Source organism: Candidatus Cloacimonadaceae bacterium (assembly GCA_030693415.1).
Taxonomy (GTDB): domain Bacteria; phylum Cloacimonadota; class Cloacimonadia; order Cloacimonadales; family Cloacimonadaceae; genus JAUYAR01.
Genome location: JAUYAR010000029.1, coordinates 21,539 through 45,685, shown reverse-complemented (window position 1 = coordinate 45,685; position 24,147 = coordinate 21,539). Strand labels below are relative to the sequence as shown.

The window sequence follows — 24,147 nt, the reverse complement described above, 5'->3', positions numbered from 1 at the left end:
CGGCAAAGGCAATCTTTCATTGACACAAAGCACAGCGCGAAAACTGTGGCTTGCATGAAAAGCATAAAACTGGATAAAAGCATAAACGACATCATCGCGGAAATCCCTTCCGGCTGGTGTTTCTTTACCCTCAAAAAGGGCAAGGAACATCTCTATTGCGGCTATTCCGGAAACCTCCCGCATCGCCTGAAAATGATCTGGGAAAAAGCCGATGAGGACAAGCTCTATGCGGAGCTGAGATCAGAAGCGAGCACACTGCACTTTATGGATCACGAAACCGCGATTTCCGCTCTCATCCAATATAAGATAGCACTCCAGAAAACCCATCCAGCTTTTCAGCAACGCATCCACACTTGGGGCAGCTATGTCTATTTGGGCATCGACGCCCTGCGCTTTCCTTTCGTTACTATCGAATCCCATACCAACGACGATTGGTTCTATCTTGGTCCTTTTCGCAGCCGCTTTTTCCTCGCGGACGTGATGGAAAGCATCTCCCGCATCCTGAAGATACCTTATTGCGAGACCGACACTTATCCCTGCGACAAGCTCGATAAAGATATCTGCAGAGGCTATTGTCTCAGCCTCGATAGCGAACAATCCGGCATACCGCAAGCGAGCTTGGAAAAGCTTGTCCCACTGCTCAAAGAAGCTTACGTCCATCCCCAAAATGCTATCATCGACATGATCCAAAAACACCGGGATGCCTATTTTGACAATCTGGAATTTGAAAAAGCGGATCTGCTTGACGACGAACTCGACCTGCTAAAACGCTATCGGGACTGGCTGAACTTCCTCTACATTGGAAAAGAGCTTGCTTTCGATGAGCCTGATTTGAAGGTGGTAAACGGACAAATCATCTGGTGCTGCATTGAAGATTGTGAGTATCACTTTCCCCAAAGCATCACTCTGTATCGCCCCAACGAAGCCCTGGCGCTCAATCTCGATCTCGTGGACGAAGCCCGCATCATCTACGAATACTACACAAAGCATAAAGAGGTGAACTAATGCATGATCATATCAGTAAACTGGACATCGTGAGAGACAACCGGCAAGGCAAAGTGCGCGATATTTATGATCTCGGCGAGACCATGCTGATCGTCACTTCAGACCGCATCTCCGCTTTCGATGTCGTCTTCCCTGATCCGGTTCCGGACAAGGGAAAGATGCTGAACAAGATCGCCGCGCATTTCTTCAAGACTACCGCGCATATCGTCAAAAATCACTTTCTCAGCGACCAAGTTGCGGATTACCCGGTCGATTTTTTACCGTTCTGGGATTATCTGGAAGGACGCAGCATGCTGGTCAAAAAGACCCGCGTGATACCCTTTGAGTGCATCGTGCGCGGATATATCAGCGGCAGTGCCTGGTCGGAATACAAAAATACAAATACGGTAGGCGGCATGCTCCTCCCCGATCAGATGCAGGAAAGCCAGAAGTTTATCCAGCCGCTGTTCACGCCTTCCACCAAAGCGTTCGGGGGGCACGATGAAAACATCAGCTATCGCGAGATGCTGAGCCGCCTGGACGAAAAGCTCGCCCTCTTTCTCAAGGACAGCTCGCTGGCGCTCTATAGCTATGCCCATGAACTAATGATGCATCAAAACATCGTGGTCGCGGACACCAAATTTGAATTTGGCACTATTGGCGGCGAAGTGTATCTCATCGACGAAGCTCTCACCCCGGATTCCTCAAGATTCTGGGCGCTGGTGGATTATGAGATCGGCAAAAGCCCCAAGAGTTATGACAAGCAGTTTGTCCGCGATTATCTGAATCAGACCGGCTGGGACAAACAACCCCCGGCTCCTCATCTACCGGAGGATATCATTACCAAAACCCGAGAAAAATATGCCCAAATCTATAAAATCATCACTGGAGAAACAATCTGAGATGCCCAAGTTGATTTGCATCGTAGATGACGAAGACGAACTGACCCAGAACCTCAGAATCGAGCTCACGTCCATGCGCCCGGACTGGTCTATCCTCACGTATTCCAATGGGATGCAGGCGCTCAAGGAGATCCTCAAGGGCGAGATCGACCTCGTCGTGACGGATATCGCCATGCCGGATATGGATGGTTATGAGCTCTACTGGCGCGTGAAGGATTATTGCTCCGCCATCCCCGTGATCATGATGACCGGCTTTGGCTATGATCCCAATCACGTGTTGGTGCGTGCCAAAACCAACGGACTCAAAGACGTCCTCTATAAACCCTTCGACGTGGAAGTACTCGCCGAACTCATCAACCGGAGATTGGCGGAAAGTCCGAAACCGTGATCTCTCACCGTTTCATCAACAGACACCTTTTGAAACGCTCAGGACTTAGCTATCTGCTAAGTCCTTTATCATTTTTAAACGCTTTCATGCAAACCTGGCGCCGCAAGCTGATACGCATCGGAGCTTTTCAAGCGCCCTGCTTTGTTATCAGCATTGGCAATATTACCAGCGGCGGCAGCGGCAAGACTCCTCTGACCATCCATCTGGCAAAAGCGCTGACCGGAAAAGGATTCAAGGTCGCTGTCTCGCATCGCGGATACAAAGGTGGTTTTGAGCATTCACCACATCTGATCTCGGACGAGGATTCGCTGCTCTACCCCGCAAGTCTCTGTGGGGATGAGGCATATCTCATAGCCAGCCGCTTGAAGGGAATTCCCGTAGCCGTCGGTCGAGACCGCAAAGCGGCGATTAGTCTCATCCTCGGTAGCCATCCCGATACCCAGATCGTCATCATGGACGATGGGTTTCAACATCTCAAGGTGCGGCGGAACATCGACATCGCTTGTTTTGATGCGGACACAGGCATCGGCAACGGTTTGCTCATACCTGCCGGTTATCTGCGCGAACCGCTTTCCGCTTTGAGAGACGCCCAGATCATCGTCATTAACCGCAAACACCCCGATGCGGACATCTCCGCGCTGAACAGCCATTTAAGGCTTTTGGGCGGGGATATCTATACCTGTGACTATCGGATCACGATGGGCAGGGATTTTGAAGGCAATCCGATCCCGTTGGAATTGATTAAGAACAAGCGCTGCATCCTCGTTTCCGGCATCGCCAATCCTGATTCACTCACCAAAAGCGTTCACTCACTCGGTATCGATATCCGGGAGCATTTCGCCTTCCCTGATCACTATTCCTACAGTGGTCAGTCATCCGTTTCGGACATCATAACTTATTGTAAAGATAACAGTATAGAGCGCATAGTCTGCACCGAGAAGGATATCATGAAACTGAGCCGACACCAAGACATCCAAGCCCTGCTTACGGCGTTGGTGCTTGATCTGGCTTGCGATGATGACGCTGCGCTAATGGAAGATATCATGAAGAGGATCGAGAATGTACGAGTATCTTGACAAGATCCAGCTCATCCACTTTTTCCTGATCTCATATCTGATCTCGCGGGTTTTTGTGCGTTTCATGCTGCCGCAACGCATTGTCTATTGGCTATTTGAGGAAAAGCACGTTTCCATCTCCAGGCTCACCTGGCTGTTGATTTCCGGCACGGCGCTGCTCTCCATCGTGATCGCCAACGTGATCACGCTGATGGCACTGGTGCCGGTATTGATCATGATTCAGGCGGAATATGACGGCAAGCCATCGGAAAAGAGGAAATTCAACACTCTGGTGATGTTAGCTGCCATCTGGGGCGCCAATATCGGAGGCATGGGAATGCTGACTGGAACGACGACCAACGGCATCCTCGTGGGGATGTTTGAAGCCTACAAGTTTCCCATCAGTCACAGCTTCACCTTCCTATCCTGGATGGCTTGGGCGCTTCCGCTGGCATTCATTCTCTGCGTGGTGGGTTGGCTGATCCTGATGCTGGTTTTCCGTCCCAATCACAAACTTTCGGGTTTGAATATCCGCCAACATCTCAGCACCCTTGAGTTCCCGCTGAGTGCGCAAAAACTATGCATTCTTCTGGCAATCGCATTCATGGTCAGCTCCGCGTTGCTGTCTTTTTCCATGACCTTCTTCAGAACCCATCGTCCCGAGATCTATATCATCAATTCGATCTGGACTTTGCTTTTCCTCTATATCTTCTTCCTGCATAAGTTTAGGATATTCAAAGATCGCGAGAAGATCGTGCTGTTGACCGCCAAAGACATCCTGCACGACGTGCCGAAAAAGGGATTGCTTTGGATATTGGGAGGGATATTGCTCACCCTGGTGTTGGTCTTGTTGAAGTTTCCGGAAAGCGTTGCCGGATACGCGGTCACCTGGATCAAAGCGGATTATTCGCTGCTCTTGCTGCTACTGATAATCGCACTGATCACGACCTTCGCGACGGAACTGGTGAGCAATTCCGTGATCCAGATCAGCATGTTCATGACCCTCTTTCCGCTCACGAAGGTCTTTCCCGAAATATCTTGGGAGATGATGTTGGTCATCTCACTCTGCTCGACCTGCGCATTCATGTCTCCGATCGCGACCCCATCCAACGGCTTGGGCTATGGATCTTCCTCGAAGGTATCGCTGTTCTATATGATGGGTGCGGGTTTGCTGATGAATCTAAGTAGCGCGGGGATCATCACGCTGTGGGTGTATTATGTGGTGCCGATTGTCTTGCCTTGGTTTGCGTAGGCATTGAACTGCGCGGCGATGGCGATGGCGGCTGTCTCCGCTCTTGTGATCAGGTGCCCCAAAGATATTTCCTGATAGGCGGAACCAGAAAACATCCGATATTCCTCAATTGAAAAACCGCCCTCGGGACCGATTACGAAACAGGGACGCCCGATTTCTTCGAAAGACAAATGATGCAGCCAAACCTGCGGACGCAGTTCAGAACAGATAATAGGTTGAAAACCTTCTGCGATCGCTTTTTCAAGCGCCTTTTTCAGTGGTAATGCCTGAGAGACCTTTGGCAGCCAGGGATTGTCGCATTGCTTGATCGCTGCCAGGGCGATCTTTTCAAAGCGGTCAATGGCGTTCTCCGATCCCTTGCGCACTGAATTTACGCCGGTAAAGGGAAAGAACGCGCTTGCACCCAGCTCGGTGCACTTTTCGAGAAGCAATTCGTCGTGTTTGTTCTTGAGCAGCGAAAAAGCAATGGCATATTCCGGTAAGGAGCGTTTGACGCTTTCAAAAGACGTCAACTCCGCTTCCACAATGTGTTTGTCCAAAGTGGTGATCACCGCTGCCGCAAAGATGCCGCTTCCGGAATTTAACTTGATATAGTCCCCCGCTCTGGCATGCAAGACCTTGATCAGATGATGCGCTTCGCTACCTGCGAGACTGATCCGCGTGCCCATTATGGGTTTGGACTGATTCAGTTCGGGGCAGTAATATGATGGCATAATGTCACTTAGGTGAAGAAATCGCGCAGCTTGTTGATGAACCCCTTGCCGGGTTTGAGTACGCGCTTGCTGTCAAACTCGCGGATCTTGTGATAAAGCTCGGTTTCTTCCTTGGAGATTTTGGTGGGTGTGACCAGAATGACGCGCACGATCTGATCCGCGCGCGAATATGTATTCAAACCCTGGATGCCTTGTCCCTTGAGGCGAAAGAGCCTGCCGCTCTGAGTTCCCGCGGGGATTTTCATCTTCACGGTGGAAGTGAGAGTGGGAACGATTATTTCATCTCCCAGCACGGCTTGGGAAAGCGAGATGGGATATTCGAGGAGGATGTCGTTGCCATGACGTTCAAAGGTATCGTCCTGTTTCTCATGAATGAGCACGAGGATGTCTCCTCTGACGCCTCCGCGAGCACCGACATTACCCTGTCCGCGCAGACGGATATATTGGTTTTCCTCCACTCCGGCGGGGATTTTGACGTTGATCTCGCTGACCTTGCCCATGCGTCCTTCGCCATAGCATTTGGCACATTTGTTTTTGATGATCTTGCCTTCGCCGCGGCAGGAAGGGCATTCCGCGATGGTTTGCATCTGTCCGAAAAGGGATTGGCGCACGGTTCGCACCTGTCCGGTACCGCGGCATTGGGTGCAGCTTTCGGAATTTCCATCCGCGCTGCCGCTGCCTCCACATTTGTCGCAGGAATCCTTGACCCCGATCTTGATCGTTTTTTCAGTTCCGAGCGCGATCTCTTTCAAGGTGATGGAAAGCTCGATCTGCAGGTCTTCGCCGCGGTTTGAGGAACGTTGGGATCTGCCTCCGCTGCCGAATCCGCCACCAAAGAGAGTCTCAAAAATGCTGCTGAATCCGTCGCCAAAGATGTCGTTCAGATCGCCGCGATGGGTGAAATTGTCCCAATTGAATCCGCCGCCGCCAAACTGGCTTTCCAATCCGGCATGGCCATATTGATCGTAAATCTGCCGTTTGTCCTTGTCCGAAAGGACTTCATAGGCTTCCGAGGCTTCCTTGAATTTCTCTTCCGCTGCTTTATTATCAGGGTTTTTATCCGGATGAAATTGCATCGCCAGCTTGCGGTAAGCCTTCTTGATTTCCGCTTCATCAGAGCTCTTGTTCACACCGAGAATTTCATAGTAATCCCGTTTCGCCATTTATTTTATCTCCTTGCCGGATATTATCTTATGAACGCGAAGAGCGCAATACATACGCCCTTCGCACTCTTGTTTTTAAGGTTATTTATCGTCAACCACTTCAAAGTCCGCATCGATGGGCCCCTGTTCTTGCTGTGGTTCGCTCTGTCCGCCTTGAGCAAAATCCTCAGGATTGAAGCCCGCGGCGTTGGGATCGCCCCCCGCTCCGCCTTGCTGCTGCATGTTGGCATAGATGATCTCACCGAGGCGTTGGGCTTTTTTCCCCAGGCTTTCCTTGATGTTTTCCAGCTCAGAGGTCTCGGTGGCGCTTTCCAGCTTTTCCTTGGCGCTTTTGATTTCCGCCTCCAGCTCGTTTTTTTCGCTCTCGGATAGCTTGTCGCCATATTCCTTGAAACTCTTTTCGGTGCTGAAGACCAGGGCGTCCAGTTCATTCTTGGCAGTGATGAATTCCTGGCGTATTTTGTCTTCCTCGGCGTGCAGTTCCGCGTCCTTGATCATGCGTTCGATGTCTTCCTTGCTGATGTTTCCGGCACGGTCGATCTTGATGGATTGTTCCTTGCCGGTGCCTTTGTCCTTTGCAGAAACATGCAGGATGCCATTGATGTCGATATCGAATGTGACTTCGATTTGCGGCATGCCGCGAGGCGCGGAAGGGATGCCAACGAGATCGAATCTACCCAGGGATTTGTTGTCCTGAGCCATGGGGCGTTCGCCTTGCAAAACTTGGATGTTCACGGCAGTTTGATTGTCCGCGGCGGTGGAAAAGACCTGACTCTTTTTGGTTGGAACAGTGGTATTGCGGGAGATCAGGGTTGTCATCACCGAGCCGAGGGTTTCAATGCCCAGGGAGAGAGGCGTGACGTCCAAAAGCAGCACTTCGCTCACGTGGTCGTCTCCGGAAAGGATGGCGCCCTGGATCGATGCTCCGATGGCGACCACTTCATCTGGGTTCAAGCTGCGGTTCGGCTTTTTGCCAAAAAACTTCTCGACGGCGTCCTGAACCGCGGGGATGCGTGTGCTTCCACCCACCAGTAGGAGTTCCCGGATGTCGGATGTGCCGAGCTTGGCGTCTTCAAGCGCTTTACGGCAGGGTCCAAGAGTTCTTTGCACAAGATCTTCGGTGAGACGATTAAATTCCGCCAAAGACAGGTCCAGGCTCAGATGCTTGGGTCCGGTGGCGTCCGCGGTGATGAAAGGCAGGTTGATGTTGCTGATTTGCGTGCCGGAAAGCTCGATCTTGGCTTTTTCGGCGGCTTCGCGCAAACGCTGCATCGCCATCGGGTCTTTGGAGAGATCAATCCCTTCCTGTTTCTTGAATTGCTCGAGAATCCAGTCGATCACGCGTTTGTCAAAATCATCTCCGCCAAGGTGCGTATCTCCGTTTGTGGAAAGCACTTCGACCACGCCTTGGGAGATATCCAAAATCGAGATATCGAAGGTGCCGCCGCCCAGATCATAGACCGCGACCTTTTGTTCTTTCTTGTTTTCCATGCCATAAGCCAAAGCCGCGGCGGTGGGTTCGTTGATGATGCGTTTCACGTCCAAACCGGCGATCTTTCCGGCATCCTTGGTCGCCTGACGCTGGTCATCGTTAAAATATGCCGGCACGGTGATCACAGCTTCGGTAACGGCTTGTCCCAGATAGGCTTCTGCCGTTTCCTTCATCTTCGTGAGCACCATTGCGGAAATCTCCTGCGGCGTGTAGTTTCTATTATCCGTATCGATATGCACCGCCGCCTGTCCCTTCAAGCCGGAGATCACTTTGAAGGGGACTTGTTTCATTTCTTCGCTCACTTCGTTGTAAGCGCGTCCCATGAACCGTTTGATCGAAAAAACCGTGTTTACGGGATTCGTGACCGCTTGTCTTTTTGCCAGTTGACCAACCAAACGCTGACCGTCTTTGGCGAATCCCACCACGGACGGGGTCGTTCTGGTTCCTTCCGCGTTTGTGATGACGACGGGCTTTCCGCCTTCTAACACTGCCACGCATGAGTTAGTTGTTCCGAGATCAATTCCAATTATCTTTCCCATTTTTTACCTCCAGGGATTTTTTTAATTTTTATCTTCGTCGTGTTTTGAGGATGAGACCGCCACACTTGCGGGACGGATCACCTTGTCGTGCATGGTATAGCCGTTTTTGATCACGGCGGCAACCACGTTTTCTTCATATTCGCTGGGGATATGCGCAATGGCGTCATGGCGGGCGGGGTCAAATTCCCTGCCCAAAGCGTCGATGCGTTTGACTCCCTCTTTTTCCAATGCGCCACGAAGCTGCTGTTCGATCATCAGGATGCCTTTAACGAAGGTGTCTTCCATCTGATCTTCTTTTAGCTGCAGCAGTGCGCGTTCAAAATTATCTAACACCTCGCAGATTTCAAGGGCAAAAATCTGGGTGGCGAGTCTGATCCATTCCACTCTTTCCAGATTGCTGCGCCTGCGGTAGTTGTCAAATTCCGCCATATTCCGCAGATATTTATCCTTCCATTCGGAGCATTGTTTATCCAATTCCACAAGCTGGTCCGTGCTTTCCAGCTCAGCCTTGACGGTGGCGATTTCTTCTTCAAAAGCCATCTTTTCCAATTCCTCTTTGTGTTTTTGCTCGTCGTAATGTTTCTTTTTAGACATGTTCTATTGTCTCCTATTTCGGGACCATCATGCCCCGGCGCGTCGTCTGGGTGATGGTTTGAGTGATATCCCGCACCAGTGGAATGAGTTTGCGATAGTCGGTTCGAACCGGTGCGATCACGCCAAGGTAGCCAGGTATGCCAAAAACCTCGTATTTGCCGTAAATTAGGCAAAAACTCGTCCAGGCGCCTTCGTTGAAATCCTCACCCATCAGCACGTTGACAGGCTTTGTTCCTTCTTTGAGACGCATCAGATTGAGCAGATAATCCTGCCTCTGGATCAGGTTCATAAAGCTGAGGATGTTTTCCTTGGAATCAAATTCCGGCTGTTCCAAAAACCTGATGCTGCCATCAAAGTGGATAAAGAAATCCGAAATCTCGATGAACGCTTTGTGCAATTCCCGCAAGAACATGCTCACCAGGTTGTTGTCCTCGTGCAGGTTTTCACGCATCTCGACCAAAACCTTATTGGCGATGTCATAGACGCGCAATCCCGCTAATTCGTCATTGAGATAGCGCACCAGCTTGCGCAATTGCGTATCCGAGATTTCATAATCACATTTCATCATTACGGTTTTGTCCAGCCCGGAATCCAAGCTCACCACAAAGAGATACTTGTGCCCGCCAATGGAAAATACCTCCAGCTTGGCAAGATATCCGTTGGAAACTTCCGGCTCCGCCACAAAGCTGAGCTGATCGGTTTCCTTTGCCAGCATCTGCATGATGTAATGCAGCGCCCGCGGAGTGTCCTTGTAATTGTGGATTATAAGCTCGCGCAACACTTCCATCCGCTCATAGCGGACATTTTCATGATCCGGTTCGATCAGAGCCATGTAAGCGCGATAGCCTCCAAGGGTTGGCATCCTGCCCGCAGATGTATGCGGTTGAAAGATCAGATTGAGCTGTTCCAGCTTCATCAAATCCAGACGTAAAGTGGCGGAACTCACATCCCGGAGATACTTTTCGTTCAGGATTCGCGACGAAACCGGCTCCACACTGCTGATATATTCGTCAACCAGCGCAGCCAGAGTCTCATTCAATCTGAGCTGATTCTTCTTCATGATATTTACCTCTCATAATCTTAGCGCTCGCAACGGCGAACTGCTAATTTCAGAGACATACTAATCAACTTAAGAAAATTGTCAATCTAAATGTGAGAGTGCTTAAAAAAAAAGAGGGAGATATGTAAGATGAGAGGTGATTGTCGCCGACTGGGACGTCGGCGTATGGAATTACCGACGTCCCCGTCGGTTCATGTCCGCAGGATCGGCTGCAGATTTGTGGGTTGACTACAGATTTGTGGGTTGACTACAGATTTGTAGATGATTTACGAAATTGGTGGACATGTCAGGTTTATCGCTATTTTCGCATAGGGATAGAGCTTCGTGTCGCCGACGGGGACGTCGGCGTTCCATGAGCAAATCCTATTTGCTTTTCAGCACTTTTTGGATCGCTTGATGATCTCCCTGAATGGCGCGGATCAGATAAATTCCGCTGGGGACGCTATCGCCGCGTTCATTTTTACCATCCCAGGAGATGCTATCCCCATCGGAAAGATCAAATATATCCAGCTTGCGGATTCTTTCTCCGCGCAGGTTATAGACCGCGAGTTCGATGGCGGCTTTGCTTTGTGAGTCCAAAACGATGGAAAGCTTGTCCGAAAAAGGATTGGGATAGACTAAGCGGAAGACGATTGGCGAGGGATTGGGGATAGTGATATCCTCGTTTGAGGAGCCGCCCCAGATCCTTCCGACAAATTCCGGATGATCAATGAAGGGGTTTCGGTTGCTTTGAAACGTGAAAATTGCTTGATTGCGGGCAATTTCCGCTGCATCCGGCAAATCCTGATAATGCCAGGCAACCAGGTCTGGAATCATATTCACGTTTTGCTGGGTGAGGGGATCGTTGTAGCGGGTATTGAAATACAATAGGACGCGCGCGATATTGCCTTTGCTCTGGTTTGCGGGTTCAAAAACGGTATAGCCGGAGTTGCTGTTTCCGCGAAAGCTCTGCCAGGGCGTGTCGTTATAATAAACATTTGCAGACGCGTGATTTGCGACCGTGAAGAGGGGATAGTTTCCGCGAGAGCTGTTCACGACGGAATTGCTGGGAAAAAGGTGATGCAGATCCGCCTTTTTGATGCTGGTCTGTGGCAGTGAAAACCAGCTTTGGGCATAGGTGTGTTCCGTGTTTGGATTGGTGGAGCCGGTGTAAGAATAGCCGACGTTGTAGTTATATCCCGTATAAATGCATTTCACATAGCCGTTTACGTTGTCCAAAGTCTGAAACAGAAACACTTTGGCGCCATCGTAGTTGCTATAGGTATTTGTGGAAATGAGGGTGCGGAGTCCGAGATAGAGGTTTTGACCGGTGAGGTTGATTACGGAATCATAATATCCGGCGTGCGCGAACGCAAACGCGAGGATAAGTGCAAGGAGTATTAATGTCTTAGGTGCTTTCATTGGTTATCTCCGTAGGGTGGGTTGGGGTCAGTGGTTGTTTGCGAAGCGGAATCTTCGGCAAAGAACAATTGCGCTTCGATGCATTGGATGAGGATGTGCAGGATGGCGGTATGGACTTCCTGGATGCGGTCGGTGGTCTGGGCAGCAACGATCAACTGATAATCGCAGGTGCCGTTGAGCAAGCCGCCGCTATTGCCCAAAAGCGCGATGGTGAAGCATTTGAGCTCCTGCGCTTTGGCAAGGGCTTTGATCACGTTTTGAGAGTTTCCGCTGGTGGAAATGCCGATCACGACGTCGCCGGGCTTGGCATAAGCTTCCACACCGCGGGAAAATACCTGGTCAAATCCATAGTCGTTTGCCACGCAAGTGAGATGCGCCGGATCGGAAATGGCGATGGCAGGCAAAGCGGGACGATCAAGATGAAACCTGCCGGTGAGTTCTTCGGCAAAGTGCATGGCATCGCACATGGAGCCGCCGTTGCCAAAGATGATCACCTTTGCCCCGCGCTGATATGCATTGGCGATAAGCTTTGCCATCTCCTCCATTTGCAGGATGTTATCGCTATTTGAAAGAAAGCGTTCGAGCGTCTGTTTCGAGAGAGCTAACGCTGCCGTGATCATGTCCTTCAGCGGCTTCATATCAGAGACTTTCCTTCACTTTCACCTTGGTTTTGAGCTCGCTTTCTTCGATTTCCTCAAACTCTCTCAGGGTTTCGTTGATCAGGCGGACGCGTTCTTTATAGGGCAGAAAAGCGCTTTTAAAGCCGTTGAGGATCACGTATTTGATCGTGGTATAATCCAGCTTGAGTTCTTGGATGGCGAGCATATATTCGTCCGTGACGGTGGTGTCCGAGATCACGCGGTTGTCCGTATTGATCGTGACGCGTAAGCCATAATCGATATAGAAATCAATCGGGTGGGAGCGGATATCCGGCACCGCTTTGGTGTGGAAATTGCTCTTGATGCAGATCTCCAGAGGGATGCGATGGTCGTTTACATAATTCAGCAGATCACCGTCTTCGACCAGGCGGGTTCCGTGACCGATCCGGTGGGTTCCGCAATAGTGAAGGGCTTGGTGGATGCTTTCCGGTCCGTAGGCTTCTCCGGCATGGATCGTGATATTTAGGTTGTTTTTCAGCGCCAGGTCAAAGGCTTCCTTGTGATGCTTGGCAGGGTGGTTATATTCTCCGCCGGCGAGGTCAAATCCGATCACGCCTTTGTTTTTGAAGGCAATGGCGAGCTCCGCCAGCTTCAATGACGTAGTGGGGTCCATATTACGGATGCCGCAGATGATGACCCCGGTCTTGATCGGAAAATCCTTCTCCGCGTGTTTCAGTCCATCCAACACCGCCTGGGATATCTCGGTGAGTTTCAAGCCGTTCAGCGTGTGCAGGATGGGGGAATAGCGCACTTCCATGTAGCGCACGTTTTCTTTGGCTGCGTCTTCGGCAAGCTCATAAGCGGCGCGTTTCAAGCCTTCCTTGTTTTGCAGCACCAGATTCACAATGTGAAAGCCGCGCAGATAGTCTTCCAAGCTCACGGTGTGTTCGCCGCAGACGATCAGTTTGCGCAATTCCTCCGCATCCATGGTTGGCAGCTTGATGCCGTGCGTCTTTGCCAGATCGATGATCGTTGCGATGCGCACACTGCCGTCCAGATGCACGTGCAGATCGGTCTTCGGCAGCTTTTCGATGAATTCTCTTGTCATCTTGATTTTCATAATGTATAAACCTCTTTATAGACGATACAAGCTAATTGAAAGCGTTTGCATGTCAAGCACAATCGTATGGCGGCGATCTCGTATAAGATGAAACTGTGCAGCGATTACTTCAATAAACCCAATTAGTTAGCCGTCTATTGATCCGAAAACCGGAGTGAATTTTCGGTATTCACAAAAAAAACACTTGACATAATTATAGGGTGCATAGTATATGGTCATCAGCTTGAGTTGTCTGCTGTCATACCTGCTATGAAATGCGTTATCCAGTGGCACTCAGGATGCGAACCTGCACAGGGTTCGCAAGTTGCATGACTAACAAGAAAGTTCCGCAAAGCGGGGTAAGGAGTATTGATTGATGCAGAACTCTTCGGATTTCGGTCAGTATCTTGCAGTCGGTGCCAAAAGCGCCGAAGGATGCAAGCGCCCATCTTTGCGTTCATCTCCAGCCTATTCAAACCTCATTTGTATTTCATCTCGGATTCAACACACTCTCCCCGGCACTATGTCTGCCAAAGATTCATCGCACATGAACACGTCTGATGCGTGTCCGGCGAAGCTGTGTCCGTCCGTACCTGGCTCCAAAACTAAAAAATCAAACCGGGAGTCACATCCGGGTCAATCACAAACATTCCTGGTGACCTAAGGACTCCTATTCGATTCTTCACTCAAAACAAACTCAATACTCTTTGAGGAGATTAAGATTATGAAGAAACCATTAATCATAGTTATAGCGGTGCTGTGCTTGGGGCTGTTTACCAGCGCTTGGGCGCTTGCGGTTGATTATACCTTCGCTCCCACAGCGGGTCCCTATAATGCGCTGACCACCGAAGGTATCGTGGCAGCTACCGGCACGTGGGACGACACTGTTGTCGTTCTCCCTGTCGAAACTATCCCCTTTACCTTTACCTTCAATGAAACAGCCTATACTGGCTTGACAATCAATCCCAACGGATATCTAATCCTTGGTGGGACCGTTTCTCTCGGCTATACGCCGATCAGCTCAACAACAACCGGCCCCAATGTTGTTTCCGCCTTTACGCGTGACCTGCAAGGAATTGACGCCACAAGCGAAATCCGTTATCACACTGTAGGCACCACACCTAACCGCGAATTTGTCGTCCAATGGAAAAATGCCAGGAAATATAATGTTACCGGCGATAACTTCAATTTCCAGATTCGTCTGCAGGAAACTACAAACAAAGCGATCGCAGTATTTGGATCAATGACCAATAACGCCACCGCCACTGTTGTACAAGTAGGTCTGCGTGGCATAAACAACACCGATTTCAAGAATCTCACGTCCACCACGTCTTGGTCAGCTCCTGCAAACGGTGCCGCAAATAGCGCCACCATGACCTGCACGGCTACTGTATTTCCTGTTAGCGGGCAGACCTATACGTGGACTCCGCCGGTTGCCGGAACACCTCCGAACCCGGCTAACCTGGTGTTTCCAACCCCATCAGGTGTTATAAACATCAGCCTCACTCCCACTCTTTCCTGGGCGTCCGGCGGCGGAATGCCCACCTCCTATGACGTATATTGGAATGGAGCGGTAACCCCGATAAACCAAACAGCTACAACCTATGCTCCGGGAACATTGGCATACTCAACGACTTATATCTGGCAGATAGTCCCCCGGAATGAATTTGGGCCTGCTGTGGGTTGCCCGGTCTGGAGCTTCACCACCATACCGGATCCCTTGGTTTCCAGCTTCCCATGGTCGGTTGATTTCGGAACGCTTGCCGCGCATTGGCTACCAATAAACTGGAACAAATACAGCGGCGTGCTGGCTGATCCCACCGTTCTTGGCGCTGCCGGAACCGGATCCTGGTTGCAGGACGACTGGTGCAATGTAGTAAGCCCCCTAAACAAAGCAGCCAAGATCAATATCTATAGTACAATCAACGGCTGGCTGATCACTCCGCCCATCCAAATGCCCGGTGCCGGTTATCAGCTTGAATTTGACGTCGCCTACATGGCCTGGAACGGGATAAGCACTCCTCCCCAGATGGCTGGCGCCGATGACAAATTCATCGTTTTGATCGGCGACGGCACATCCTGGACGCCTGCCAATGTGGTGCGTCTGTGGGATAATGCCGGATCCCCCTTTGTGCTGAACAACATCAATCCCGCCGGCGAACACATCACCATCGATCTAAGCGACTATACCGGCATCAGGTATATTGCCTTTTATGGAGATGCCGGTCCTGTCGGTCAAGACGCGGATAACGACCTGATGGTCGATAACGTCCTGATCCGTGCCACCCCCGTCGGTCCTCCAAATCCAGTAACCCTCAATACCCCTGCCGACGCTGCCACAGGATTGCCCAGAGCCGGGTTTAACCTAACCTGGTCACCCGCTCTCACAGGTGGAGCACCGGATTGGTATGCCGTGTATATGTCCATGGACGAAGGCACGATCTATGGTGACGTGTATTTCGAAACCACAGCTACCTTCCTCAATCCCACTACCTATGCCGGTGGCCCCGGCGCACCCATAACCTTCAACTACAGCGAACGCTGGTATTGGACGGTCGAAGCCGTCAACACTGCCGGTTCGGCAGTTGTTGAGCCTCCGCGCTGGTTCCGGATCGAAGCCGATCCTTCGATCACCATTCCGCATACCCAGGCTTTTGCCGCGGCAACGTTCCCCTCAGGCTGGACTCAGACCTTCTCCGGCGGCGTGACATCAAACCGCTGGACTGTGGCTACCACTGCAAATGCCGGAGGAACTGCCAATGAAATGCAGAACTCCTGGACCTCGGGAATCGGTATCAGCCGTCTGATCTCTCCTCCGATCAATACCAACGGTATCGGCTCATTCATAACCGAATTCAAGCATTTCTTTGATGACTGGGGAGCAGGCGTGACAGCCAGACTGCAGTATAGCCATAACCTTACCGAATGGTTCAACACACCCTGGTCTTATGCCAGCGGCGCCGGTAATCATCTCGGAACGATAACGGCTCAGGTCGGCGGACTCACCCAACCGGTGACATACCTTGGCTGGACTATGGACGGCGATCACTACCAGTATGACTATTGGTATGTGGATGATGTCCGGTTGTTTATCCCCTTGAACTGGGATGTAGCCCCCACAGCCATTAATATGCCTCAAGTTGTCCATGTTGAAGCTCGAATCCCCCAAGCCACGGTGATCAACAACGGTGTGAACGCAGCCAGTTTCAACGTCCGTATGCAGATCGGCACATATTCCGAGTTGTTTTATGTCAACGCTCTCGGCGCCGGTCTCAGCCAGTTGGTATCGTTCCCGTCCTTCCTTCCCATAGTAAATACAGCCTACAACGTCACCGTCACCACTCTGCTGGGAACGGATCAAAACATTGCCAACGACGTGCTCAACGGCGTATTGATCTGCCTGCCTCTGGATGTGCCGGCTTATGCCGATGCCGCTTACGATCCGGCAGCAGTTCTCGATGGACCCTCATCCTTTAATCTGAGGACACCGGGAACCATCACCGACCTGAATCCAACCAATCCCTTCGGAACAAACTTCATGCCCGGAGCGGACTGGATGGGCGTTAACATTTGGAAAGGCGCGGATTATAGCACTACTTCAAGTGCCTGGTGGCAGATCGCCCTTGACGGATCCGGGACAAACCTCGGACTAACGGGTGCCTCACTCACCGGCGTAGCCTATGATCAAGTCAATAACGTCACTTATGCCAGCTCACCAAGCGATCTCTATACCATCAGTCCCGCCGGCGTAGCCACTCTAATTGGCCCCCTCGGCACGATCGGCGCAAGCACGATGATCGGTATTGCCTATGGTAATGGCGTCCTCTATGGCGTGACCCTTGGCTCGCCCGGTTATCTGTACACGATCAACACCACCACCGGTGCTGCCACGATGGTTGGCTCGCTTGGCATTAACCTGAACTATGCTCAGGATATTGCCTTTGACCGTAACAACGGACACTTGTATCTTGCAGGATACACCACCATTGGCTCGCTCTATTGGATTTACCCCGTCAATGGTTCTGCCTGGAAGATCGGTGATTTCCAAAGCGGTTCAGAACTGACCGGATTTGCCATTCCCTGGGGCGCAGTCCTACCCTTAGACCCGCCTGTCGTAACAATTACAACTGGTGGATTAAGCTGGAATGCGATCACTGGCGCGACCGGCTATCATGTCCACTATGCGTTCGATCCCTATGGTCCTTATACCTATCTGGGGAGCACCCCACAGCTTTCCTGGCTGGATCCCACCTTCCCCGAAGCCAAGAAGTTCTATAAAGTGATAGCCTATAACACCCGGGCTAGAACCGCTCCCGTTATGAATGGTGTCGAAAACCTTAACCTTAGAGCCAATCCCCGCAGGGATACTGCACCTGTTGAAGCTGGTGTCTTTACTCCGCGGACCAAATAAACCAAATAACCTGATCCACTAAAAATGGCAGCCCCCTCGATTTGGGGGCTGTTTTTTTGTGCCTTTTCCAACTCATGGAACGCCACCCCATGGAACGCCGACGTCCCCGTCGGCAACAGTAGCGATGAACATCACACATCTACCAATTTCGTAATACCATCCTGTGGACATGAACCGATCCTGCGGAAATGAACCGATCCTGCGTACATGAACCGACGAGGACGTCGGTAATTCCATGATCATGGAACGCCGACGTCCCCGTCGGCAACAGTAGCGATGAACATCACACATCTACCAATTTCGTAATACCATCCTGTGGACATGAACCGATCCTGCGGAAATGAACCGACGAGGACGTCGGTAATTCCATGATCATGGAACGCCGACGTCCCCGTCGGCGACACGAACGGGCTTCTAACCCGAGATCGAATAACCAGAACCATGTTATTATCTTGAGGACTGATCAAAATATATCTTTACAAATATACCCGACGGCCAGATGCTGCCCCCTACTAACACTTCTGAGAGGTCTCAATGTCGAATATAATTGAAAATCACAAAGGCAGACTGCCTCATTTTCTAAAGCAAGGTCAGATCATTTCACTAACGTGGCGCTTAGCGTTCACACTACCAAAGCCGCTGCTTTTTCACTATCAAGATCTACGAGAAATGATGAAATCATGGGGAAATGACCTTGATTCTGCTCAATACGATTCTGATCAATTCATCCGAATCGGTGACAAATTGCAGGAGATCGATCTTTACCTTGGAAAGTGCTCACTAAAGGGGATATCTTTGACTGAAACGTCCACCGCACTGATTTTGACAACTGCGTTTCATTATTATAATGACCGGTTATATGAGTTGCACGCATATTGCGTGATGTCAAACCATGTCCATCTCATGATCAAGCCCCTCAAAGAAAATTCTGGAATGTGGCACAAAACCAGCGAGATAGTGAAAAAGATCAAGACTTATTCTGCTAAAGAGATAAATAAAGTGATGAATCATTCAGGAACGCTATGGGCACATGAATATTTTGACCGGTTTATCCGTAGTCCAAAACACTATTACCATGAAGTAGAGTATATTCTGGACAATCCGGTCAAAGCAGGTTTGGTCAAAGATAGGTCTGAGTGGAGGAATAGTTATTATCATCCTGGGTTGATTGAATAATGACTGAAAGTGCAGAGGTGAGTGTGCGGACAAGAACCGATCCTGCGGACATGAACCATCCTGCGGACATGAACCGACGGGGACGTCGGTAATTCCATGACCATGGAACGCCGACGTCCCCGTCGGCGACACGAACGGGCTCCTATCCCGTCGGCAACAGTAGCGATGAACATCGCACAGCCACCAATTTCGTAAAACCATCCTGCGTAAATGAACCGATCCTGCGGACAAGAACCGACGGGGACGTCGGTAATTCCATGACCATGGAACGCCGACGTCCCCGTCGGCGACACGAACGGGCTCCTATCCCGTCGGCGACAGTAGCGATGAACATCGCACAGCCACCAATTTCGTAAAACCATCCTGCGTAAATAAACCGATCCTGTGGACATGAACCGATCCTGCGGACATGAACCGACGGGGACGTCGGTAATTCCATGACCATGGAACGCCGACGTCCCCGTCGGCGACACGAACGGGCTCCTATCCCGTCGGCGACACGAAGACGCGAATAATCCATGCTTTCCCAATCTCGTAAATGGCTGTTATTTGTGCAATTCCACAACTAAGTAAAAAATAAATGCAAAAAAACGCATTTCTTTCTTGACAAGATTACGGCTGTAATCATATTGGTAGCAGAAGCAAAGTAGCTTAATATATATAGAGTGTAATGTGCGATGAAATACTAAACCACACTTTCGAGATCAAACCCGGTGAAGCCCGTTGGGCGCTAACCGATATTGTATTCCACGTCGTTTGTGAGCCTGCCTTGCGGCGGTTTGCAAGCAAAACCATTTTAAAAGATTAAATGATTATCATTCTCATGGAGGAATGTTATGAAAAAATTATTATTGCCGCTGTTGCTCCTGGTTGCCTTTGGCATGTTGGCAGCGGTCGAATCTGCTCCGTCCGAAGTCGTCGGATATGTAAAGTATGAGATTGCATCTGGTAACTCGATGCTTGCTCTACCAATGACCATGAGTCTGTCTCTTGCTGGTGAAGTAGGAGATTTGGTCGGCGCTACGACAGTAAGTTATTGGGACAATGCCGAACAAGCTTTTGTTGCTGCCGAATATATCGACTGGATGGGAGAATGGGACAACAATTTCCCTGTTCAGAACGGCTCAGTATTAATGGTTAATTGTGGTGCATCAACAACGTTTTATAGCATTGGCGGACTCCCTGCAACTCACCCTGTATATCAAATAGTCTCTGGTAACAGCATGTTAATGATTCCTTTGAATCGCAGCGATCTTAACCTTGCTGGTTTAGTCGGCGATTTGGCAAGCGCAACGACAGTAAGTTACTGGAGCAACACTGAACAAGCGTTTGTTGCTGCCGAATACATCGATTGGATGGGAGAATGGGACAACAACTTCTCAACTTCAATCGGCGACCCGCTCATGGTGAACTCAGATCAGACCGGTGTTTTCCCTGGGACTAGAAACCGCGTTGTTCGAAGCAATCAAAAATAAAGGAGTCTTGTAATGAAGAAGATATTGTTTATCACTGTATTAGCCCTAATATTTACTGTTTGGGCTTATGCTCAAGCACCATCGAGGACATTGACGCAAGAGATAAGGTTGGACCCAACCCATACGGGAGCAATTTATGATTATGTGACCGCGGATTCTCCGAACCATACAACTGATTATTTCTACAGCGTCCACAATGTAACACAGAACGAGACACGCTCTAATGCGACTCATGGAGCTTCTCTTATTAGAGTATGTCGTTTAGGGGGTAGAGCGGTTGCATCCGTTAACCAATCTATTTTCCCTGCAGCGTGGCCAATTGGATCAACTCTGATCCTTAGCCTAACCTATATCCCAACTGGAGAAACTGCAACGTATGATGTTATAGTTCCCACCGGTACGGCTAGCTGGAGCCGTATAGACGCGAATGCATGGGTTGGAGTCCCTCCCTTTCCAGTGATCCCAACTGACTACACCGTCACGGTCACATCCGCTCCTGCCGGTGTGCCGATCCATATTAATGGTATCCCTACCGAAAATTCCACTCCCTGGGTATTTACCCTCCCTGCAGGTTTCACCGGATCATTCTCGGTCGTTTGGCCTGGTTACACATGGAATCCTGCGACTTTCCCGATCAACAACCTGCAAGCGAATGCGAATGTTCATTTCGTGGGAACACCCACCATCGTCAATCCCCCGCCTGCCATTCCCACGTATCCGCTCCCCGGAGCAGTGATCAACTGGGCATGGAATGCTCCGGACGGCCCAATCATGCTTGCCTGGATGCCCGACGCGGGACCCACACCTGAAGGATACAAACTGTGGTGGAACGACGCCGCAGTGCCGATCAATCTTCCCGCAGGCACCTTGAGCTGGATGACCCCCGTCCTTGGCGTTGGCACCTACGTTTGGAAAATAGTTCCTTACATCACCGATCCTGTCGCCCCCGGCGGAAAGCGCATTCTCGCTCCGGTCGCTGCCAGAATCGCTCCCAATACACGTAGTGCCCAAGCCAGCCCCAAAGGCGATGCCCAAGGCTGTGTCTATTGGGCTTTCGAAATCAACCGCGATGCGCCACCGCCCATTTATTGGAATGTGCCTGTCACCTCCAATCCCGTTGGTGCCATGATTCATGTCAATGGTATTCCCACGGAGCACTTCACCCCGCACACCTTCTCAATGCTGCAAGGCACCAGTGCCACTTATAGCGTGATGATGGTTGACTACACTTGGTTACCCCTGGAATATGTTGTGACCAATATCATGGAAAATCATACGGCACATTTCGTCGGAACACCTGATGTTCCACCAGGGGATTATGACTTTGAAGAAGGCGTCCCGACTCCTTTCTTAACAGTCACTATCACTCTTACCGGCGGACCTGCCGACAACGTTCCCGGTGGTATCATTCCCGGATTCCCCAATCCCGGATTTGTCGCGGATGAAGAATTTGTTCTTCATCTGTATGGTGCCGGTCCCTGGGTCATCACCATCGCCACCGCCTCACCCTGGGGCGCCTACTACCAGAGCGGCTCATGGCATGCCGTGGCCAACATCGATGGATTGATCACCTTCGAGATTACTGCGGCTAAGGACATTCCCTTATTGCCGTTCATCCTTGGTCCTGTGGATCCCACCCTCCCTGTCGAGCTGAGCGGTTTCTATGCCTCTCTCACTGCTCAATACTTCGTGAAACTCACCTGGATCAGCCATTCCGAAACCGGACTGCTGGGCTACAGAGTCTATCGCAGCGAGAGCAGCAACCAAGCCGGCGCGCTGATGATCACTCCCGTGATGGTGCCCGCCACCAACACCAGCACCACCCAAACCTATAGCATCACCGATAGCGAAGTATCTATCGGCAGCACCTACTGGTATTGGCTGGAAAGCGTTGACTATAACTCCAGCAACTTCCATGGCCCCGTGAGCGTCACCGTCGAAGGTAGCGTTCCGCCCGTGCTTCCCGAAGCCACCACACTGCGCAATGCCTATCCCAACCCCTTCAAATCAAACAGCAATGTGAATATCGGCGTCGAGATCAAAGCCGGCGAAAACGGAACCATCACCATCTATAACATCCTTGGCCAAGCCGTGAAGACCTTCAGCGTCAACGAAGGTGTCCACAACATCAACTGGAATGGTAAGGACAGCAAGGGCAATGCCTGCGGTAGCGGTATCTACTTCTACAAGCTGAGCACCCCGTCCATGAACCAGACCAAGAAAATGGTCATTGTAAAATAACTTAAGCTCATCGTAGCTAACGTGAACGCCCCGGATCTTCCGGGGCGTTTGCTGTTTACATGATCCGTGCTTGACAATTTGGCGCTGAAATATAACCTGGGCAAAATCAATTCAAGGAGATCAATATGCTAAGAGTCAACGAATATTTCGAAGGGAAGGTCAAATCCATCGCGCTGGAAAACATTTCCGGCAAGTCCACCGTGGGGGTCATGGAGATCGGGGATTATGAATTCGGCACATCAACCGTGGAATACATGAGCGTCGTATCCGGTGCACTCACCGTTTTGCTGCCCGGCGAAACCGAGTGGAAAACATTTAGTAAAGGCGAGACTTTTATGGTTCCCGCCAATGCCAAGTTCAAGCTAAAAGTGGCTGAACAAACCGCTTATTATTGTTTGTACGTATAGAATATAGTGGAAATGTGGAAAGATTATGGAACGCCGACGTCCCCGTCGGCAACAGTAGCGATCAACATGACGCATCTGCCAATACGTAAACCATGCACAAATCTGTGACCCATGCACAAATCTGTGACCGATCCTGCGGACAGGAACCATCCTGCGGAAAAGAACCGACGGGGACGTCGGTAATTCCATAATCATGGAACGCCGCCTCATGGAACGCCACCTCATGGAACGCCACCTCATGGAACGCCGACGTCCCCGTCGGCAACAGTAGCGATAAACATCACACATCTACCAATTTCGTAACCATGCACAAATCTGTAAACCATGCACAAATCTGTAACCGATCCTGCGGACAGGAACCGACGGGGACGTCGGTAATTCCATATACCGTCAATCAGATACGCAAATCGGCAAGGGGGATCGCCCATTTGTCGTTATCGTGGTCGAGCAGGAGAAATCCTTGTTTTTCCTTTAGTTTGGCATAGATGTATTGTTTTGCTTTGAAGGTGTCCTTGCGGCAGACGTCATAGGCGGAAGTGATCGCCGGGAGTGCGTGAAACATCGTGGGGATGATGTCTCCGGCATAGATATAGAATCCATCGTGGCTATCGATTTCGATGATTTGATGGCCGACGCTGTGTCCTTTGGAAAGGGTGAGACGAACGCCGGGGTAGATTTCGCTGTCGCCTTCGATCAGATTGATCTTTCCGTCTGATTCAAGTAGCGAGAGTTGGTGTTCAAAGGCATAGGCAGCGCGGTTCAATCCGTCAGGATTTTTGGCGACTTCCCATTCGCTGCGTTGAATCCAATATTCCGCATTGGGAAAGGTGAGCCGGTCGGTGTCCTGGAAGCCGGTGACGATTCCCCCCGCGTGGTCGAAATGCAGATGCGTCATGATCACGTCCGTGATATCGATATCCCGAATACCAAGCTCGCTCAGGGATTGCGGAAGCAGGAATTCGGAGGGTTTGAAGATGTCGATCTGTTTCTTGTTCAGACGGTTACCAAGACCGGTATCGACAAGGATGCATCTTTCAAGGGTGCGGATCAGGACAAGATTGAGGGAAAGGGATTTGCGGTGGCGTTCGTCGATCTGAGTGGTATTGCCCCAGATCGAATATGGCAGCACCCCCATGAAGGCACCGCCATCCGACCAATAGTCTCCGGCATAGATTTTGTCTATCCTAATGCTCATG

19 protein-coding genes are annotated in these 24,147 nt (G+C 50.7%); 10 read left to right on the top strand and 9 right to left on the bottom strand.

Annotated elements, in window-relative coordinates; all coding sequences use genetic code 11:
• The first annotated feature begins 54 nt into the window (after nucleotides 1-54).
• The 5 genes from Q8M98_02145 to Q8M98_02125 are packed head-to-tail and all read left to right on the top strand — an operon-like array spanning nucleotide 55 to nucleotide 4,581.
• Nucleotides 55-1,005: a hypothetical protein gene (locus Q8M98_02145; GenBank protein ID MDP3113556.1), complete on the top strand. Its 951-nt coding sequence runs from the start codon at nucleotides 55-57 to the stop codon at nucleotides 1,003-1,005.
• Complete coding sequence (locus Q8M98_02140; GenBank protein MDP3113555.1) at nucleotides 1,005-1,886, top strand: phosphoribosylaminoimidazolesuccinocarboxamide synthase; 882 nt, start codon at nucleotides 1,005-1,007, stop codon at nucleotides 1,884-1,886. The genes Q8M98_02145 and Q8M98_02140 overlap by 1 nt, the downstream gene beginning before the upstream one ends.
• Nucleotide 1,887: 1 nt before the next feature.
• Nucleotides 1,888-2,274: a response regulator gene (locus tag Q8M98_02135; protein MDP3113554.1), complete on the top strand. Its 387-nt coding sequence runs from the start codon at nucleotides 1,888-1,890 to the stop codon at nucleotides 2,272-2,274.
• The gene (gene lpxK, locus Q8M98_02130) at nucleotides 2,271-3,350 is read left to right on the top strand and encodes a tetraacyldisaccharide 4'-kinase (GenBank protein ID MDP3113553.1); all 1,080 of its coding nucleotides are present in this window, start codon (nucleotides 2,271-2,273) and stop codon (nucleotides 3,348-3,350) included. The genes Q8M98_02135 and lpxK overlap by 4 nt, the downstream gene beginning before the upstream one ends.
• Nucleotides 3,334-4,581: a hypothetical protein gene (locus tag Q8M98_02125; GenBank protein MDP3113552.1), complete on the top strand. Its 1,248-nt coding sequence runs from the start codon at nucleotides 3,334-3,336 to the stop codon at nucleotides 4,579-4,581. Before lpxK ends, Q8M98_02125 begins: the two co-directional genes overlap by 17 nt.
• On the opposite strand, the gene Q8M98_02120 is transcribed toward Q8M98_02125, so the two are convergent.
• The 8 genes from Q8M98_02120 to add form a co-directional block, all read right to left on the bottom strand.
• Nucleotides 4,545-5,294, bottom strand: coding sequence for an RsmE family RNA methyltransferase (locus Q8M98_02120; GenBank protein ID MDP3113551.1), 750 nt, complete (start codon nucleotides 5,292-5,294; stop codon nucleotides 4,545-4,547). The genes Q8M98_02125 and Q8M98_02120 overlap by 37 nt on opposite strands.
• Nucleotides 5,295-5,302: 8 nt before the next feature.
• Nucleotides 5,303-6,457, bottom strand: a complete 1,155-nt coding sequence (gene dnaJ / locus Q8M98_02115; protein ID MDP3113550.1) for a molecular chaperone DnaJ — start codon at nucleotides 6,455-6,457, stop codon at nucleotides 5,303-5,305.
• A gap of 81 nt (nucleotides 6,458-6,538) precedes the next feature.
• A complete protein-coding gene (gene dnaK / locus Q8M98_02110) occupies nucleotides 6,539-8,488 on the bottom strand; it encodes a molecular chaperone DnaK (protein ID MDP3113549.1) in 1,950 nt (649 codons plus the stop codon).
• Nucleotides 8,489-8,509: 21 nt separating this feature from the next.
• Nucleotides 8,510-9,082, bottom strand: coding sequence for a nucleotide exchange factor GrpE (locus Q8M98_02105; protein ID MDP3113548.1), 573 nt, complete (start codon nucleotides 9,080-9,082; stop codon nucleotides 8,510-8,512).
• 13 nt (nucleotides 9,083-9,095) lie between these two features.
• A complete protein-coding gene (gene hrcA, locus Q8M98_02100; protein ID MDP3113547.1) occupies nucleotides 9,096-10,142 on the bottom strand; it encodes a heat-inducible transcriptional repressor HrcA in 1,047 nt (348 codons plus the stop codon).
• 363 nt (nucleotides 10,143-10,505) lie between these two features.
• On the bottom strand, nucleotides 10,506-11,543 hold the full coding sequence (locus Q8M98_02095; protein MDP3113546.1) for an endonuclease: 1,038 nt from the start codon (nucleotides 11,541-11,543) through the stop codon (nucleotides 10,506-10,508).
• Complete coding sequence (gmhA, locus tag Q8M98_02090; protein MDP3113545.1) at nucleotides 11,540-12,181, bottom strand: D-sedoheptulose 7-phosphate isomerase; 642 nt, start codon at nucleotides 12,179-12,181, stop codon at nucleotides 11,540-11,542. Before gmhA ends, Q8M98_02095 begins: the two co-directional genes overlap by 4 nt.
• A 1-nt stretch (nucleotide 12,182) precedes the next feature.
• A complete protein-coding gene (gene add / locus Q8M98_02085) occupies nucleotides 12,183-13,262 on the bottom strand; it encodes an adenosine deaminase (protein ID MDP3113544.1) in 1,080 nt (359 codons plus the stop codon).
• Between the two features lie 703 nt (nucleotides 13,263-13,965).
• On the opposite strand from add, the gene Q8M98_02080 reads away from it, so the two are divergent.
• The 5 genes from Q8M98_02080 (at nucleotide 13,966) to Q8M98_02060 (ending at nucleotide 22,951) form a co-directional block, all read left to right on the top strand.
• Complete coding sequence (locus tag Q8M98_02080) at nucleotides 13,966-17,652, top strand: hypothetical protein (protein MDP3113543.1); 3,687 nt, start codon at nucleotides 13,966-13,968, stop codon at nucleotides 17,650-17,652.
• A gap of 534 nt (nucleotides 17,653-18,186) precedes the next feature.
• The gene (locus Q8M98_02075; GenBank protein ID MDP3113542.1) at nucleotides 18,187-18,828 is read left to right on the top strand and encodes a transposase; all 642 of its coding nucleotides are present in this window, start codon (nucleotides 18,187-18,189) and stop codon (nucleotides 18,826-18,828) included.
• An 836-nt stretch (nucleotides 18,829-19,664) separates the two neighbouring features.
• Nucleotides 19,665-20,303: a hypothetical protein gene (locus Q8M98_02070; GenBank protein ID MDP3113541.1), complete on the top strand. Its 639-nt coding sequence runs from the start codon at nucleotides 19,665-19,667 to the stop codon at nucleotides 20,301-20,303.
• Between the two features lie 456 nt (nucleotides 20,304-20,759).
• Complete coding sequence (locus Q8M98_02065; protein MDP3113540.1) at nucleotides 20,760-22,544, top strand: T9SS type A sorting domain-containing protein; 1,785 nt, start codon at nucleotides 20,760-20,762, stop codon at nucleotides 22,542-22,544.
• Nucleotides 22,545-22,669: 125 nt separating this feature from the next.
• Nucleotides 22,670-22,951 (top strand): pyrimidine/purine nucleoside phosphorylase, encoded by a 282-nt coding sequence (locus Q8M98_02060; protein MDP3113539.1) that lies wholly within the window; start codon nucleotides 22,670-22,672, stop codon nucleotides 22,949-22,951.
• Nucleotides 22,952-23,345: 394 nt separating this feature from the next.
• Here Q8M98_02060 and Q8M98_02055 read toward each other — a convergent pair whose 3' ends face one another.
• On the bottom strand, nucleotides 23,346-24,146 hold the full coding sequence (locus Q8M98_02055) for an MBL fold metallo-hydrolase (protein MDP3113538.1): 801 nt from the start codon (nucleotides 24,144-24,146) through the stop codon (nucleotides 23,346-23,348).
• Nucleotide 24,147 lies beyond the last annotated feature (1 nt).